At 41.5% G+C, this 16,362-nt stretch carries 18 protein-coding genes; 11 read left to right on the top strand and 7 right to left on the bottom strand.

The genetic code is table 11. The features are described 5' to 3' along the window. Position 1: 1 nt before the first annotated feature. Positions 2-397, bottom strand: coding sequence for a hypothetical protein (locus IEW76_RS12080; RefSeq protein ID WP_188654181.1), 396 nt, complete (start codon positions 395-397; stop codon positions 2-4). A 137-nt stretch (positions 398-534) separates the two neighbouring features. Here IEW76_RS12080 and IEW76_RS12075 point away from each other — a divergent pair, with 137 nt between their 5' ends. From IEW76_RS12075 to IEW76_RS12065, 3 genes are all read left to right on the top strand, one after another. Continuing rightward, positions 535-2,097 carry a GNAT family N-acetyltransferase gene (locus IEW76_RS12075; RefSeq protein WP_188654179.1) on the top strand — a complete coding sequence of 521 codons (1,563 nt, stop codon included), beginning with the start codon at positions 535-537 and terminating at the stop codon, positions 2,095-2,097. Between the two features lie 20 nt (positions 2,098-2,117). After that, positions 2,118-2,840: an SDR family oxidoreductase gene (locus tag IEW76_RS12070; protein ID WP_188654178.1), complete on the top strand. Its 723-nt coding sequence runs from the start codon at positions 2,118-2,120 to the stop codon at positions 2,838-2,840. Between the two features lie 143 nt (positions 2,841-2,983). Continuing rightward, positions 2,984-3,502, top strand: coding sequence for an NADPH-dependent FMN reductase (locus IEW76_RS12065; RefSeq protein ID WP_188654176.1), 519 nt, complete (start codon positions 2,984-2,986; stop codon positions 3,500-3,502). Between the two features lie 90 nt (positions 3,503-3,592). Here IEW76_RS12065 and IEW76_RS12060 read toward each other — a convergent pair whose 3' ends face one another. Next, a complete protein-coding gene (locus tag IEW76_RS12060; RefSeq protein WP_188654173.1) occupies positions 3,593-3,850 on the bottom strand; it encodes a YhdB family protein in 258 nt (85 codons plus the stop codon). A gap of 158 nt (positions 3,851-4,008) precedes the next feature. Here IEW76_RS12060 and IEW76_RS12055 point away from each other — a divergent pair, with 158 nt between their 5' ends. The 3 genes from IEW76_RS12055 (at position 4,009) to IEW76_RS12045 (ending at position 6,573) form a co-directional block, all read left to right on the top strand. Beyond that, positions 4,009-4,197: an imidazoleglycerol-phosphate dehydratase gene (locus IEW76_RS12055; protein WP_188654171.1), complete on the top strand. Its 189-nt coding sequence runs from the start codon at positions 4,009-4,011 to the stop codon at positions 4,195-4,197. 105 nt (positions 4,198-4,302) lie between these two features. Further along, positions 4,303-4,914: a YhcN/YlaJ family sporulation lipoprotein gene (locus IEW76_RS12050; protein WP_188654169.1), complete on the top strand. Its 612-nt coding sequence runs from the start codon at positions 4,303-4,305 to the stop codon at positions 4,912-4,914. Positions 4,915-5,598: 684 nt separating this feature from the next. Continuing rightward, entirely contained in the window at positions 5,599-6,573 is a 975-nt protein-coding gene (locus IEW76_RS12045) for a nuclease-related domain-containing protein (RefSeq protein ID WP_188654167.1), read from the top strand. Between the two features lie 26 nt (positions 6,574-6,599). On the opposite strand, the gene IEW76_RS12040 is transcribed toward IEW76_RS12045, so the two are convergent. From IEW76_RS12040 to IEW76_RS12025, 4 genes are all read right to left on the bottom strand, one after another. Beyond that, complete coding sequence (locus IEW76_RS12040) at positions 6,600-7,274, bottom strand: DUF421 domain-containing protein (protein WP_188654165.1); 675 nt, start codon at positions 7,272-7,274, stop codon at positions 6,600-6,602. A 63-nt stretch (positions 7,275-7,337) separates the two neighbouring features. Continuing rightward, entirely contained in the window at positions 7,338-8,567 is a 1,230-nt protein-coding gene (locus IEW76_RS12035) for a methyl-accepting chemotaxis protein (RefSeq protein ID WP_188654163.1), read from the bottom strand. Then, positions 8,564-9,160 carry an ECF transporter S component gene (locus tag IEW76_RS12030; RefSeq protein ID WP_229721223.1) on the bottom strand — a complete coding sequence of 199 codons (597 nt, stop codon included), beginning with the start codon at positions 9,158-9,160 and terminating at the stop codon, positions 8,564-8,566. The genes IEW76_RS12035 and IEW76_RS12030 overlap by 4 nt, the downstream gene beginning before the upstream one ends. A 77-nt stretch (positions 9,161-9,237) precedes the next feature. Further along, positions 9,238-9,786 (bottom strand): DICT sensory domain-containing protein, encoded by a 549-nt coding sequence (locus IEW76_RS12025; RefSeq protein ID WP_188654161.1) that lies wholly within the window; start codon positions 9,784-9,786, stop codon positions 9,238-9,240. Between the two features lie 283 nt (positions 9,787-10,069). Here IEW76_RS12025 and IEW76_RS12020 point away from each other — a divergent pair, with 283 nt between their 5' ends. The 5 genes from IEW76_RS12020 to IEW76_RS12000 all read left to right on the top strand — a co-directional run bounded on the left by IEW76_RS12020 (position 10,070) and on the right by IEW76_RS12000 (position 15,494). After that, the gene (locus IEW76_RS12020) at positions 10,070-11,299 is read left to right on the top strand and encodes a TolB family protein (protein WP_188654159.1); all 1,230 of its coding nucleotides are present in this window, start codon (positions 10,070-10,072) and stop codon (positions 11,297-11,299) included. 76 nt (positions 11,300-11,375) lie between these two features. After that, complete coding sequence (locus IEW76_RS12015) at positions 11,376-12,794, top strand: SpoVR family protein (protein ID WP_188654156.1); 1,419 nt, start codon at positions 11,376-11,378, stop codon at positions 12,792-12,794. A gap of 129 nt (positions 12,795-12,923) precedes the next feature. Next, a complete protein-coding gene (locus IEW76_RS12010) occupies positions 12,924-13,472 on the top strand; it encodes a sigma-70 family RNA polymerase sigma factor (RefSeq protein WP_229721226.1) in 549 nt (182 codons plus the stop codon). Beyond that, on the top strand, positions 13,469-14,761 hold the full coding sequence (locus tag IEW76_RS12005; RefSeq protein ID WP_188654152.1) for a hypothetical protein: 1,293 nt from the start codon (positions 13,469-13,471) through the stop codon (positions 14,759-14,761). Before IEW76_RS12010 ends, IEW76_RS12005 begins: the two co-directional genes overlap by 4 nt. A gap of 172 nt (positions 14,762-14,933) precedes the next feature. Further along, positions 14,934-15,494, top strand: coding sequence for a nitroreductase family protein (locus IEW76_RS12000; RefSeq protein ID WP_188654150.1), 561 nt, complete (start codon positions 14,934-14,936; stop codon positions 15,492-15,494). A 79-nt stretch (positions 15,495-15,573) separates the two neighbouring features. Here the strand turns inward: IEW76_RS12000 and IEW76_RS11995 are convergent, their stop codons facing one another. After that, positions 15,574-16,356, bottom strand: a complete 783-nt coding sequence (locus tag IEW76_RS11995; RefSeq protein WP_188654147.1) for an AAA family ATPase — start codon at positions 16,354-16,356, stop codon at positions 15,574-15,576. Positions 16,357-16,362 lie beyond the last annotated feature (6 nt).

Here is a 16,362-nt window from a genome sequence, read left to right as displayed (position 1 = left end):
TTTAATACCATAGATTGAATAGTTGAATGACACCAAATGCCGCTACTGTAAACGGAAGCACAAAGGGAGGACCTACTTGCAGATTCTCATATCGAAATCCTCCCGTTCGCCCGGCAATGGCGCCAATGTGTAAAATGCCACCGTACAGACCTGCAACTATAACCAGACTGCACATAATCGTTTGTAACCATCCTGCCCATGAATAAGGGAAGACAACCACAAGGAAACTTGTTAATGCAAAGAATGGCAAGGCAAAAACGGGGATCCACATTTGCCATTTATGAAATTTACCTCTGTGGTGCCATACGGTAATTTGCAACCAAATCATTAATATGCCTAGCGTTAGGAGGAGGGTAAGTACTTTTCCTAAGGTCCATGAATCCCAGTTTTCTAACATACGGTCACCTCATCTATGTATTTACATCTATTTTTGGCAAATATGGGGACGCTATACATCGTCCACCTAGACAGATGGGGAGATTTAGCATTACGATAGTTAAGAGAGAAATTTTTGACAGAAGGGACAAGTGAGTCATGTCAAAGTTAGATTTATCCCAATTTGAGAAGAAAGTTATTGTTCGAAATATAAGGCATGAAGATATTAAGCCAATCATGAATTTGCAGTCGATTTGTTTTCCAAATATGGAGCCTTGGGAAGAAGCCCATTTAGAGAGTCATCTAGAGCACTTTCCTGAAGGACAATTTTGCGTAGAAGCTGATGGAGAGATTGTGGGGAGCTGTTCAAGTCTCCTTGTAAACTTTGATGAGTATGACGACCAGCACACGTGGGATGACATTACTGATGAGGGGTACATCACGAATCACGATCCTGAAGGGTATAACCTTTATGGGATTGAAGTTATGGTTCATCCAGAGTATCGAGGATTAAAGATCGGACGCCGTCTATATGAAGCGAGAAAAGAATTAGCCCAGCAAATGAATCTGAAAAGTATCATCATCGGAGGGCGGATCCCAAACTACCATCAGTACGAAGATCAAATGTCGCCACGAACGTATGTAAAAGAGGTTATGAATAAAAACATCTATGATCCGGTATTAACATTCCAGATTATGAATGGGTTCACGGTCATGCGAGTAAATCCGAACTACTTACCTGATGACCAAGCATCTAGCAAGTATGCAACGCTAATGGAGTGGAATAATGTAGACTATCGCCCGACGACAAAACGCTATTTTAAGACCTCCTACCCTGTACGCATTACAGCGGTACAGTATATGATGAAAAATATCAGCACGTTTGATGAATTTGCCCGTCAGGTAGAATATTACGTTGATGTTGCAAGCGATTTCGGATCAGATTTTGCTCTGTTCCCAGAGATCTTCACAACGCAGCTGATGTCTTTATTCAATGAGAAGATTCCATCTAAAGCTGTACGAAAGGTAACAGAGTACACGGAAGATTATATTGAACTGTTCACACATTTAGCTGTAAAATATAACGTCAACATTATCGGTGGTTCTCATTTTGTAGAAGAGCAGGATCAAATTTATAACATTGCTTATCTTTTCCGAAGAGATGGAACAATTGAAAAACAGTATAAAATTCATGTAACACCAAATGAAAAGAAATGGTGGGGCATTCAGGCAGGCGATACGGTGAAAGTGTTTGATACAGATTGCGGTAAGATTGCCATCCAAGTCTGTTATGATGTTCAATTCCCTGAATTATCTCGCTATGCTGTAGACCAAGGGGCGAATATTATCTTCTGTCCATTCTGTACCGATGACAGGCAAGGATACCTTCGGGTACGCTATTGTGCTCAAGCGCGCGCTGTAGAAAACCAAGTATACACGGTCATTGCTGGTACGGTTGGGAACTTGACGCAAGTAGAGAACATGGACGTGCAGTACGCCCAGTCAGGAATCTTCACACCTTCTGATTTTGAATTTGCAAGAGATGGAATTGTAGGAGAAAGTCAACCAAACACCGAAACCGTCGTTGTAGGAGATGTAGACCTTGAGGTGTTAAGGCGTCAACGAAAATCAGGAACGGTCCGACAACTTCGTGACCGTCGCAAGGATTTATTTGAAACGAAGTATAAGAACTTAACGACAGAAGTAGTAGAAAACGAATAATAGATCAGGGGTGGTCGAGAATGTTTGAAGGACAAACTGCCATAATCACAGGAGCTTCTAGAGGGATCGGGAAAGAGATTGCCCGTCAGTTTGCTGAAAAGGGGGCGAAGCTTGCCATACTCGGAAGTTCAGATCACATTCACGCGACGAAACACGAATTAGAGAAAGAGGGATACGGTGACATCCTATCCTTTCAAGCTGATGTAAGTAATGAAGATGAAGTAGATCATGTCGTAGAAGCTACGAAGAATGCGTTTGGACGAGTAGATATCTTAATCAATAATGCGGGAATTGGTATGTTCAAACCTGTTGAAGAGGTCACAGTAGAAGAGTGGAGAAAGGCGTTTGAAATAAACGTACAAGGGGTGTTTTTATGCACCAAAGCTCTAATTCCTACTTTTAAGAAACAAAAAGCAGGTACAGTCATAACGATTTCTTCTGATGTGGGCCGCTACACGATCCCTAATGGTTCGCTGTATACTTCAACGAAATATGCCGTTCAAGGCTTTATGGGGGCAGTGGCTCAAGAGGTGAGAGAATACGGTGTTCGAGTAGGAACGATTAACCCAGGAATGGTCGATTCCTATTTTGCTGATTCAAAACAAGGCGACCCCGAGAAAAAGGATTGGCTAAAAGTAGAGGACATCGCAGAAGCTACGGTTTATATGGCTAGTGCCCCAAAGCATATGCAAATCGATGAAATGCACCTTCATCCACTTGTTCAAGAATATCCAAGAACGTAAACTCTCAGGCGGTCAGCTTTTTTAGCTGGTCGCTTGTAATCGTTAGAACTGTAAAACATTTTAAAGAGTGTTATGATTTGGAGAAGCCCCTTCTCTGGCAACGTATACATACCAGATATTAAGACTGTCAAAGGAGGAAGACCATGAACATTGTGGTTATAAACGGTACACCAAGAAAGTACGGCCGCACTCGTATTGCGGCAAAACACGTAGCCGAACGGTTAGATGCTCATTTAGTGGATTTAAGCACGATGAATTTACCTATGTTTAACGGGGAAAAAGAGCAAGGAGACCTTGCTGAAGTTCAATTGTTACAAGAAACCGCGATGGAAGCCGATGCTTTCGTTTGGCTTTCTCCAGAATATCATAGTGGCATGAGCGGAGCTCTAAAGAACTGTTTGGATTTCCTCGGCGGTGATCACTTCCGTCATAAGCCGACCTTACTTTTCTCCGTTGCAGGTGGTGGTAAGGGCGGGATTAATTCCCTCAACCAAATGAGAATTATAGGTCGTGGTCTTTATGCGAATGTTATTCCAAATCAACTCGTTCTAGATCCACATTGTTTCTTAAGGGATGAGGATTGTTTAACAGACGATGCAGCAGAGAAAGTGCAAGTGGTCTTAGACGAATTTAAAAGCTATATAGAGCGCTATGTAAAGTAACAATAAGGAGAGGGGGACCCTCGCAGTTTAGGCTGCGGGGGTTTTTGGTGCATTCAAAAAAGGTGCTCCTGTAAAGGAACACCCTGGATGCTAAACTTCTTCGGTATATTCTGAAATAGAAAAGGCAGGCATATGGATCATCGCGTGATCAATATAGTGCATTAAATCTCCATGCGACGTCATAACTTCCTGATCATTCTGGGAATAATGATACGAATGAAGGAACGACTCAATTTTCTTCGCCAAAAAATCATCTTTCGTTCGTACCATTAAGATCAGTAAGTCGTCCCACTGCCCCCAAAGTGTGAAATACAAAGCTTTATCATAATCAGCTATATAAACTGTCACTGAGGCATTGCCCCTTTCAAAAAGGGTTACTTCTAGTTTGACCAGAATGAAGTTCTTCACTCTTTAACGTTGTTGGTGATCTTGTCAAACAATGCCTGAATAGTTCTGAGATTCATTTAGGATAATAAATGTATGACAACTAAAAGGAGTGATGAACCATGACAAGCCGAAATGGAAGTAAAGGAAGCCAAAATCAGAACTCACCGAAACGAACAGGAAAACTAAAGGGTGGGAAAATGAACGAAGAGTTCGGAAAAGAAATCGCTTCTGGCGATAACAATAAAAACACAGAATACCGTTCAAAAAAAGGAAGTAAATCACAACTTAAGAACCCAGGAAACCACTAAGGTGAATGATACAAGCGCGTCCAAAAATTGGGCGTGCTTGTTTTTGTATAAACCGATATGAACGATTCCATACTAAGGGCACAAATACAACTAGGAGGTACCAACATGAACATGAAATTAGTAGGCGTAACGATTCTTTCTGCTGCAGTATTATTTGGTTGTACAGCTGAAGGAGATAAAGAATCCCGTATGGGTACTCAAGGCAATAACTATGACGAAAGTGCTCATAATCAGCAAAACTACGATGCTCAAAGAGATGGCTTTAACCAAGTCGACTATGACAACGGTCCATACAATGGCCAAATGAATAACGGTCAGGACTACGGCGAGGAAAACGTAGGTAATGAAGACACATACAAAGATGACAGAGATAATAACCGTCGTTACAGCGTAGCGGACAAAGTTGCTGACAAAATTACAGCAGATATTGATGAGGTGAAACGTGCATACGTTCTGAAAACAGACCGTAATGCATATGTTGCTGTTGTGAAAAAAGGCGAAAGTACACAAGAACTAAATGATGATTTAAAGAAAGAAATTTCAAAAGCAGCAAAAGCAGCAGACAAAGACATTAACAATGTATTTGTTTCATCAAATCCAGATTTCTTCGACATGACAGGTGACTACGTACGCGACGTACAAAACGGTGATCCTGTAAGAGGATTCTTTAAAGAATTCGGTCAGATGGTCGACCGTATATTCCCTGAAGCTAACTAAATATAAGGTAGCCCCTGTTTTGGAGTGCCCCCGCGCGCTTTGGAGCGGGGGTTTTTCTATTGGTTTTGGTGCGTCAGGTTGTCTGAGGCAGGGGAGTGGCTCAAGTTCATGTGGAGCGGCTCAAGATCATGGAGAGCGGCTCGAGTTTGGTGAAAGAGACTCAAGATGGTTTGTAGTGGCTCAAGCTGATCGGAAATTGACTCAAGTAGGAAAAAAATCGGCTCGAGTCAGCAGAGATCGGCTCACGTTGAATAGCGGCCGGCTCAAGAAGAAAAGAAGTGGCTCAAGATTTGGAAAAAATGACTCAAGTGGCCAGTGCTGGTTTGGGGAGTGGCTCAAGTTCATGGGGAGCGGCTCGATTTCGGTAAAAGAGACTCAAGATGGTTTGGAGTGGCTCAAGCTGAGCGGAAATTGACTCAAGCAGGAGAAAATTCGGCTCGAGTCAGCAGGAAGTGGCTCAAGCTGAATAGAGGCCGGCTCAAGAAACGGAGAAGCGGCTCAAGATTTTAGAAAAAAGGCTCAAGTGAAGGGGGAGTATAACTGTAGCGACTCAAGTTCATGGGAAAATGGCCCTATTCTTACCCTACACACTCAGGATCAGAGACAACTTAACTCCATATAAGACTAATCTTTTCCACTAAACGGTAATTGTTGTTATATTAAGAGGTGAAAGGAAGTGGTTTATTGGTAAATGTCAAAAAGAGAACAGTTCCTCCTGTGATTAGGCAAACTGAGGCTTTGCTTAGACGATTGCCTCAAAATCATCCAAAACGTGACACTATTGAAAAGGATATAAATAAAAGGTGGGCTGGATATAGAGGGGAACAGGCCTTAGATTATTTTTTAGGTTTTTTGCCGTTCTCCACATATCGAATTTTTCATGATCTTCGTTTGAGCGTTTATGGGAAATCGTTTCAAGTAGACACCCTTATCCTTACACCTCATGTTGGCTTTTTAATTGAAGTGAAGAATTTGGCTGGTGTTATTACAGTAGATGATGAGTCAGGTCAATTCACGGTTGTGAAGCATGGAAGTGCTAAGAGGTACCAAAATCCTCTGGCTCAAGTTAACCGGCAGCTCTCTCAACTCAAACAGTGGCTCCATGTCCATGAAGTCTACACTTATCCCTTACTTCCTCTAGTTGCAATTAGCAATCCTAACGCTGAGTTAAATTTTAAAGATACACTCTCCGTTCCTATTACACACCTTGATGTGACCGTGGAGCGAATAAAAAAACTACACGCCTCTTATGAAAACAAAAAGTCATTCTCCTTAACTCCCCTTGAACAGTCATTACTTCAAAAACATCGCCCTTATTATTCTGATATCCTACAGACGTTTTCTATTCCTTCCTCTCATATCCAAACAGGAATCCGTTGCCCTACATGCAAAGAATATAGTATGACTCGTAAGAAGCTCTCTTGGGAATGTCCTACCTGTACGACTCGCTCTCGCATGGCACATAGATTAGCCGTGGCGGATTATTTTTTATTATATGGTTCTACGTTGACAAACCAAACGTGTCAACATTTCCTCGGACTCGATTCAAGACATGCTATTTCGAAGCTGTTAAGTCGAATGCGTCTTTCCTACACAGGTTCTACTAATGCTTTAACCTACGTCAGACCCTCCAACATAGAAGAACTCATTGGGCAATAAAAAAACACTCAAGATGCCTTGAGCGTTTAATTCGGTGGCGGGTATTCACTGGTGTGGATGGTGTTGTCCCCGTCTAAGACATAGGCGAAAAAGATCGGAAGAGTTGAAGTATAATTTTGTTTTTTGAGTTGTTCTAGTAACCAGGTTTCATCTTTTTCAATAAGAGATAAATTACGGTGCTGAATTTTTCCTTCAACGATTACAGATAAAGGAATCCCTTGATAAGGTAATTCCATTCCCATATCAGCAGGGGTGAGAGGGGCGCTCTCTCGTTTCGGGATGACACTTACGTCTCCGTTTGGTTCTAAAAAGGCGTATTCAATTTCTTTCACGCGTGGATGACCGGAAGTCCTTAGAACAGAGAGCAATTCATCTAAGGAGAACCTTGATTTCTTCAAGTTTTCCGGTAAGATTACCCCGTTTCGGACTAATACTGTTGGCTGTCCAATAATAAGGTGTTTAATGCCATCCATTAGACTCATACGAGAGAGAGCGTAGTGGGTTAGTCCGATTCCTATAATTCCGATAAACGATTGGAAATATGTATCAATCTGTATCGGTTGAAAAGCCACATAAGCCAGGAAAAACAAGGCCGCAAAATCGTGTGGGGTCAATTGGGCGAGGGCTGACTTTCCCAATAAGCGGACCACGAGAATATATAAGACAAAAATCAGTATCAACGGTGGAAGAAAGTTAAACATACGATCCCGCCTTCCCAACAACATTAAACGTTAGTCTATGTTGGGAAGTGAAATGTATGCACGTTATTTTGCTACCTTCATGCGTTCTCTTTCTTCCATCTCAGCTGGGCGAATCCAAGCGATTTTACTTGAATGATCTAAATGTTCCTGCAGATTACTCTGAATTGTTTCGATATGACTGACCATTGTTGAGACTGTCATTTCTAACTCCATTAAGTGGGATTGTTGCTCCATTGTAAGTTCTGAGGAGCCTTCCGTTTTAGAAGTAAGCCCCTCTGTGAGGTTCATTACTTCTTGCATCATGTCAATCAGGCGTTGATTTTCTGATTCGACTTCTGTTGAATCTTTTTTGATTTCAAGTGATTGAGCAGAAAGAGTCCGGATGCTTGTGATTACGTCATCAAAAATATGGATCATTTGCGTCCCTTTTTGTTTGCCCTCTTCTAATACATGTATATCGCGCTCATATGATTTTTCTTGGTCGGCAATACTCGTATTTACGTCCGTAACGATTTTCTCAATGGTTTCGGCACTTCCTTTAACTTGGGTGGAGAGCTTCCGAATTTCTTCTGCTACAACACCGAATCCTGCTCCGTGACTACCAGCGCGAGCCGCTTCAATTGATGCGTTAAGAGCAAGCAAGTTTGTTTGATTTGAAATGTACTCAATGCTACTTAGCGCTTGTGTCACTTCTTTCATTTTGACAAGAAGTTGTTGATTATATTCGCCGAATTGTTTGGTAATCGTGATGATTTTAGAGAAGACGAGGTTAAAGTCGTCTGCTTTTTGTTTACCTGAATTGGACAGTTCGGTTACTTCCTCAGTCGTAGCATTTGTGACTTCAATAATGGCATCTAAATTTTGAATCATGCCATTAATTTTACCAAGCTGATCTCCAAAATGGTTGATGTGGTCTTGTTGTTGGTAGATGTCTTGAACCATTTCCATCAGCTGATCATTGACTTGTTCTGAAGAAGAGCTTACTTGGCTGTTCATGGAGTTCATATGGCCAATATGAGTTTCTAAATGACGCAATTCTTCTAAAGACGTTTGGATTGCGTTTGTATTAGTTGAGGTGCCTTCTTCATTAGGTATAGACTCAGGGTTCTCACTTTTGTTTGAAGGTTTATGGTTAATCAGGTAAATGAATGCTAAGATCACCGAAGCGAAAAGAGATCCACCAATTGCAAAGAACAGGTTTGTGCTATAGAAATTATAAACAGTCAGGACCAGGCTATAGATGAGAAGCGAACAGATGGATATAGTCGTTTGTTTGGAAAACGTCATCTTCATGTGATTAGTCTCCTTTTTTGTAAGATTCGTTGAAGTTTAAAGGAAAAAGGCAGTCCAACAGCGTACACAAACAAGATTTTAATCAAGTTAAAAGGGATGATGACGAGTAAGACGGCTGTACGGAAGTCGGTTACATATGGATTGGCCTCTGTGAAAGAGGTTAAGTATTGTTCCATGTTTAGTCCTAAGAGGTTCATGATGGTAGGAAGTATGAAATAGTAATTCAAAAAGAACATGGCTGTTAGAAAAACCGTTATGGATAAGACAAAGCTTTTCCAATTGAGTTTCTTTTGGTAGTGATAGAATCCTCCGATTAATCCAACAATTAGGGCTCCTGAAAGGAAGTTGGCAATTTGGTTAATGGGTAGTCCAACGTAGCTGCCGTGGGATAGGTATTCGAGTATATTCTTTAGCAATTGCACCATTACCCCTGCAATAGGTCCCATTGTAATTGCGCCAATGAGAGCAGGGACATCACTCACATCGAGGGTTAGGAATATCGGGAAAAACGGAAGGGGTACCTTAAAGAAATATAAAATCATACTGATGGCCGCTAATATTCCAATGGCGGTCATTTTTTGTAATTTAGTCATAGAAATCTCCTTTATTGATTAGATAGAAAAAAAGAAAAAGGCAACCTTATGTGTGATTGCCCTTCTTGGATAGGACGTTACGCGATAGGGGTTGCTTTTGTATGAGGAGCAAGAAGGTCTGTCGCTTTGTTAATGACGCGTGGACTAGAGGACTTCATTCCTCTGAATTTACGATCTTCTTCAATTTCGTGTGTCCCGAAACCTTCCATATCATAAGCAACCATCATTGATTTAAACTTTGGTGAGTCGATCACAAGGAACCATTCGCGCATAAGTTCACTTTCTGGTGGGATTTCAATATAGTTAATGCCGTCGTTAGGGTCCATAGCAGCATCATTCTGTCCAAAAATGTACACGTTGCTGTATTCTGCCATGGCTTGGAAACGATCGATTACGTTCTTGGCACGGGAGAACTTTTGGAAACCAGCGTATACGTTTCCTTCTAGTTTCTTGGTCAGCACCATATTCTCCATCATCAAGCACATATACTCAAGCTGAGGTACTTTGGTTTCGTATTTAAGGGAACGAGCGTTTAATTGTGAAAGGGAAGCATCACTTAATTTGTCTGTAGCACCTTCTACTTCACCAAAACATTCTTTGAAAAGGGATAAACTTTTTAAATCCATCTAAATTCCTCCTAATAATGTAGTGTTTTCCTTAAGATTAAGACTAAAGAACTAGAACGAGGTCAAAAAAAAGCAGCCGACTAAACGGGCTGTAAAACGAATTATGTAGATCTTTAAGAAGTATAGAGTTGTATATACGTTACCTCGCTAATGTATCAAAGTTTATTTACCCTATTAAACATGCTTTAAACATAAAAGATAAAAAAACTAAAATTTTTTAGTTGTATGATTCATAACCCCTGGTGAAAAGGTAAGACTATCCTATTCTAAAGGAGATTCGGTTATGAAATCTATAATGGTAAGTATTATGGCTCTTCTTATAATGGTCCCAGCTGCTGGATTTGCTCAAGATGCAGATCGTACAGCTGCATTTGTGAGGAACGGGGATTTGTGGGTGGTTCAAAATGGTGATGAGAAGAAGGTTACGCACACCAAAACAGTGACAGGTAAGCCGATTTGGTCCCATGACGGTCAATATGTTGCGTTTTTGCAAAAGGGTGTATTGAATGAGCAAGGAGAACTTTCCAATGAACTTTGGACTTATCGTATCGATGACCAAAAGAAACAGAAAGTATATACAAATGCATTCAATCCACAATGGTCGCCTACAGACAATCGAATTGCGTTTCAACATGAAGGAGCCTTGAGTATCTCAGACTTACGTAAATTCTATAATGTCTCAGTAGGAGTTGGTGGGTACACATGGCTTCCTGAGGGGGATGGATTCTTATTGTCCTCGAATGCAACGCTCACCCCAGATGGTTGGACGAATGCTGTTCTTTATAAAAAAATGATTCCGGATAAGCTTGTGGATGCAATCGATAAAGGAGCAGAAACGTTCTATACAATTCCGAAACAGTTGGAGACTGGTGAGGCGGAAATTCCTGCGATCGGGGCAGAGGTATTTCGTTTTTCCCCGAGTGGAGAATGGGTTTCTTTTATTGTGTATCCGACAGCTTCCTGGTCGATGGACAGCAACATGCTTAGTGCGATTCGAACAGATGGGTCTGGTTTTTCGGTAGTCGATGAGGTCATTACGGGAGTTGGAGCACCTAAGTGGGCAGCTACTAAAGACATTCTCGCTTATATTGGAGGGAGCGGGCGGCTTGTCTTCGGGTTTAAGGATAAGAATTTGAAAGTTAAAGAGTTTCCAGCTTCGAATTCGCTTACCCCGAATAAGTATGCGGAGCTTGATTTTACATGGATGTCAGATGAAGAGCTCGTTACCTCCCGGGTGAAAGAAGCGGAATGGTCAAATGATCCTACCATGCGTCCGAAGCCATCGTTATATACAGTCAATATTAATGACCAGAATCAAACTCAAATTACCTCACCGAAAGAGGGAAAGGGAGACTATCGACCAGTCTATTTAAAGAAAGAAGAAAAACTTTCCTGGGTAAGAGGAGAGAGTCTTACTGATGAACACCTGGAAGTATGGATTGGGGACAAGGACGGAAAAAATGCAGAGAAATGGCTTGAAAATGTGAGTGAAATCTCGTTTTATCAACCATAACACTCCGAAAAACGTTCATTCCTAAACAACCTCCTTCATACAATTGTTATAAGACTTGTATGAAGGGGAGATCGATGTGAGTAGTGAATATAATAAGCAGCTTGAATATGCGATCGACGAGATAACGGAAATCGCTGAAGGATTTGGGCTTGATTTCTACCCGATGCGTTATGAAATTTGCCCGGCGGACATTATCTATACATTTGGCGCATATGGAATGCCGACCCGTTTCTCTCACTGGAGCTTTGGAAAACAGTATCACAAAATGAAACTACATTATGACTTGGGTTTGAGTAAAATTTATGAGCTCGTGATCAACTCTGACCCATGTTATGCATTCCTATTGAATACGAATAGCTTAGTGCAAAACAAGCTTATTGTTGCTCACGTATTGGCCCACTGTGATTTCTTTAAAAACAATGTTCGTTTTCAGAATACGAACCGTGACATGGTCGAGAAGATGTCGGCAACGGCTGAGCGTGTTGCTCATTATGAGAAGGTTCATGGACGTAAAAATGTCGAAGAGTTTATTGATGCCGTCTTAGCCATTCAAGAACATATCGATCCATCACTCCTCCGTCCGAAGCTCGCCTGGTCGCTTGAAGACCTTGAGGAAGAAGAGGAAGAAACAGCACGAATTACACCATATGACGATTTATGGTCTCTTGATGAAGCGAAGAAGCAAGAAGAGGCACCTAAGAAGAAGCGGAAGAAATTCCCGCCGCGCCCAGAGAAAGATATTCTTCTTTTCATTGAAGAGCACAGCAGAGAACTAGAGCCTTGGCAACGTGATGTGCTAACCATGATGCGGGAAGAAATGCTTTATTTCTGGCCTCAGCTTGAAACAAAAATCATGAACGAAGGCTGGGCTTCCTATTGGCACGCACGTATTTTACGCGAAATGGATTTAACAAGCGATGAGGCAATCGAGTTTGCGAAACTGAATGCTGGCGTTGTACAGCCATCTAGAACGCAAATCAATCCGTACTATTTAGGTCTTAAAATATTTGAAGATATTGAAGAGCGGTATAATAATCCGACTGAAGAAATGAAGTTAAATGGCGCTAAGCCTGGGGCTGGTCGGGAGAAAATGTTTGAGGTACGAGAGATCGAGTCGGACATCTCCTTTATTCGAAACTATTTAACGAAGGACCTTTGCTTTAAAGAAGATTTATATTTGTTCCAAAAGCAGGGCAGGGATTATAAGATCACGGAAAAAGATTACCAAGCCGTTCGCGATCAGCTCGTCACCATGCGAGTAAACGGTGGCTTCCCGTACATCACTGTGCAGGACGGGGATTACTTACGGAATGGAGAATTGTATTTAATGCATCATTTTGAAGACGTGGAGTTAGACCTGACGTATCTAGAGCGAGTTCTTCCGTATTTGTATCAGCTATGGGGGCGCACTGTTCATATGCAAACAATGGTGGAAGGGCGTAGCGTGTTGTTTACGTACGAAGGGAAGAAGGTTGGCAGGAAGTTTATATCTTAAGAAGGAGAGGGGCCGTCACGTGCGGTCTCTTTTTATTTGTTAAAATTTCTTTAATACATACGGGAACCTTTTTCCAATCTTTACGTCAAAGGTAGTGGAAAGGGAGGAGGGAGTGCCACCTTGGAAATTATGGATGGAGAGATACAGGAAATGCTTCAGGATGAAGAGATGAGAGAACGATTTATTGAGCGAATGATTGACCAATATAACCAGCAGATCCTCTGGCTTGCATATACCTATGTAAAGGATCATGCGCTGGCTGAGGAGATTACGCAGGATGTTTTCCTAACGTGCTATCACAAGATTGATACGTTTCGAAATGATTCTAGCATACGTACGTGGCTATATAGGATTACGATAAATAAATGTAAAGATAAGCTAAGGAAAAAGAAGCTTCGGGCTTTCTTAACGTTTGAAAGTCAAAAACAAGACAATCTTGCGGTTGAAGAGCATCACCCTGAATCGATTACCATTCAATCAATGGAAGATCAGATATTGTCAGAGCGTGTGCTGGCGCTGCCAACGAAATTCAAGGAAGTAATATTTATGCATTACTTTGATGATATGAAGATCCGAGAGATCGCTGACGTGTTGAGTGTGAAAGTGAACACGGTGAAAACACGATTGAATCGCGGACGGAAAATGCTCAAATCCATGTACGAGGAGGGGTCGGAATGAGTGTTGATGACAAATTGAAGAACCTTCGAAAATCTATGAAAGAGACTTCCTTGAAAGAGGTTGAGGCGGATAAAGAAAAAACGAAACAGTATGTGATGAGTCATAAGAAAAAACGCTTTTCTATGAAGGGGCCTAAACGACTTGGTCAAATTGGTGCAAGTATAGTGGGCATGGCGGCCCTTATATTATTTGTCGTTTATGCTGGGAGTGGAGAAATGAATTTAACTCAAGGGGATCAGTCAGGCTTTGGCCAAGAAGAAGCAAATGAAGATCTCCGCTATGAAATGGTTGTCATCGATGATGAGGAAGAGTTAGAAGATAAGGAGTGGAAGTATCTCTATAATAAACAACCGATGGAAAACTATATGAAGGAGACACGCGTCCTTTCTGATAAATCTATGGAAGCTAGACGCATACTAGCAAGCAACCCAAGGCCAGAGGGAATGTATTTTCCAATTGCCTATGTGTTTGACTCTGAGAATGATCAGCTCCTCTATCGGACAGATCAACTAAAAGATCTGAAAGACTTCCTTCCTCTTTTATACCAATCGCCGGAATCAGACGTAGAGAAAGGGGTGTATACGCTTAACGGTATTACACTAGGGGATTCCTTTAACACAGTGTTAGAACAATTAGGAGAGGCGAATGTTTACAGTCCTAATCCAGATCAAGGGCCCCCCTATGCGGTATACAAAGAAGGAAAAACAACAGTGATGGGTGTTTCTCTAAGCGAAGATAATGATGTGGGCGAAATCCGTGTAGAGGTAGCCAAGACTAAGGAAATGGAAGTTCCTCGAACGATGAAGAGCGTGAGAGAACAGTACGGAGAACCAACGAGCTCGATAGATATTGTTTGTAGCGAACAAGCTACGTGCCTTGTAGAACAATTTGGTCGTTTGAATGTGAAGTATAAGCCAGATGGTGAAACCGTAGAGTATATTGAATACGATACACCAGAATCGGTAGAAGAGTTTATACAAGCTCTCTTACCTAAGGAAAAAGGGACGCTTAGTGCCATATATGTTGAAGGAGAAGATGAGGTTGAGGGAATGCAAGATGTGATGAAAGAACATCGTGGCCTGGCGCTTTCTAATCCACTATCTATACAGGAACCATCCAATCCACTATCGCCTTCCACGTATAATGTAATGCTCCCTGTTTTCTTAGCTTATAATCTTAATGAGCATGGGGAAGTCCTGCTTATCAATGACGAAGGAAAAGTGGTATTACGAACAAAGGAAATTGAAAAAGTAGATGAATTCTTAGAGAACTGGGAAGAAAATAAGTGAATAAGGACCACGCAAGAGCTTAAGCGCTTGCGTGGTTATTAATTGAATCGGGTATTGGAGGTGATTTGTAAAATCCAACACGAAATGAGAACAGTTATCATTGACGTTGATCTTTTTATCCTTATAATTGTAGGTAGATGAGAATGAGTTTCAATTATAGGGAGAGTTGTAGATGGAACTAAGAGAAGCCATTATGAATAGAAGATCCATTCGTTCCTTTAAGAAAGAAGAAGTAGACGTTTCTGCTATAGAGGAACTATTAGAGATCGCACGGTATGCACCCAATCATAAAATGACGCAGCCATGGCGTTTTGTCGTATTAGATCGTCACGATCAAGCGCCTCTGCAACATCTCATTAAGAGCAAAAAGGCGCTTAAGAAAGGCAAGCCAGTTCCGGAAGAGGAGCCGATTGCAGATGATGCCCCGTCTCATATGCTAGCCGTCATTATGAATGTAAATGAAAAAGAGAAAGTCTACCGTGATGATTATGGAGCTGTTTCAAGCTTAATTCAGAACTTCTCGTTACTCGCTTGGGAGAAGGGGATAGGAGTCGTTTGGAAAACGCCTGGATTCATGCAAGATGAAGAAATGAAAAAACTCCTTGATATAGGTGAGACTGAAGAATTGGTAGGGCTTCTTCATATAGGATATCCCGCTGTCGTACCAAAAATGAAAGAACGAGATCCACTCGAATCAAAACTCCGCTATGGCTTAACTAGGGATTCTGAGTAATCTTTCTGATAGAGGATCGTCTTAATGATTGCAATAGGAAAGCTTGCGCTTGTTGATCAAGCGCAAGCTTTTTATGTAGTCATAAATGGCGAATGAAACGCTCAGGATAATTCAGAAAATCCTTCGTTAATTTAACGTGCTCAATGTCCTCAAATGAAACGTTCTTCAGTTCTCCTTCTTCAATCTGATAAATGTCAGCCTCAGGTAACGCCATTAACATTGGAGAATGGGTGGCGATGATAAACTGAGCATCCTTCTTCACCATCTCTTTAATCATAGAAATGAGGGATAGTTGCTTTAATGGAGACAACGGGGCCTCCGGTTCGTCTAGTATGTATACGCCTCCTGGTTTAAACCGGGCTTGGAAGAGATCCAAAAAGCTCTCACCGTGTGAACGGATCTCTAATCCTTCCCCGTATAATTGCTTGAGATCATGGACGGTTCTAGCATAGGGGAGTACCTCTAGCGAATACGGATCTTTTTCTTTAATTTCACGTAATTTTTCTTTCGATTCATCGCGTACTTCTGCTATTCGTTTCGTAAACGAAATGAAATCCTCTGCCCGAAAGAAGAGTCCCTTTTTCGTTCGGGCTCTCCACGTTACCTTCATGGCATCTCCTAAAGGTCTCACAGGATCGAGGGAAGGGTCAAGGTCAATAGACTCACCGCCGATTAGGATGCTTCCAACATTAGTGGCGAGCCCTTCTAGAAATGTGGATTTACCTGTACCATTTTCGCCAACAAGAATTGTAATAGGTTTGTTAAAGGTAAGGTGATCAAATGTTTGAATGAACGGAAGCGAGAAAGGATACTCATTCTTCTTTGCTTTTTTCTGGAGTTCTACGGACTTTAGTTGGATCATACGTTC

The sequence above is a fragment of the Pontibacillus salipaludis genome (assembly GCF_014642405.1).
Lineage (GTDB): Bacteria > Bacillota > Bacilli > Bacillales > BH030062 > Pontibacillus > Pontibacillus salipaludis.
This window is presented reverse-complemented; position numbering and strand designations above follow the sequence as displayed.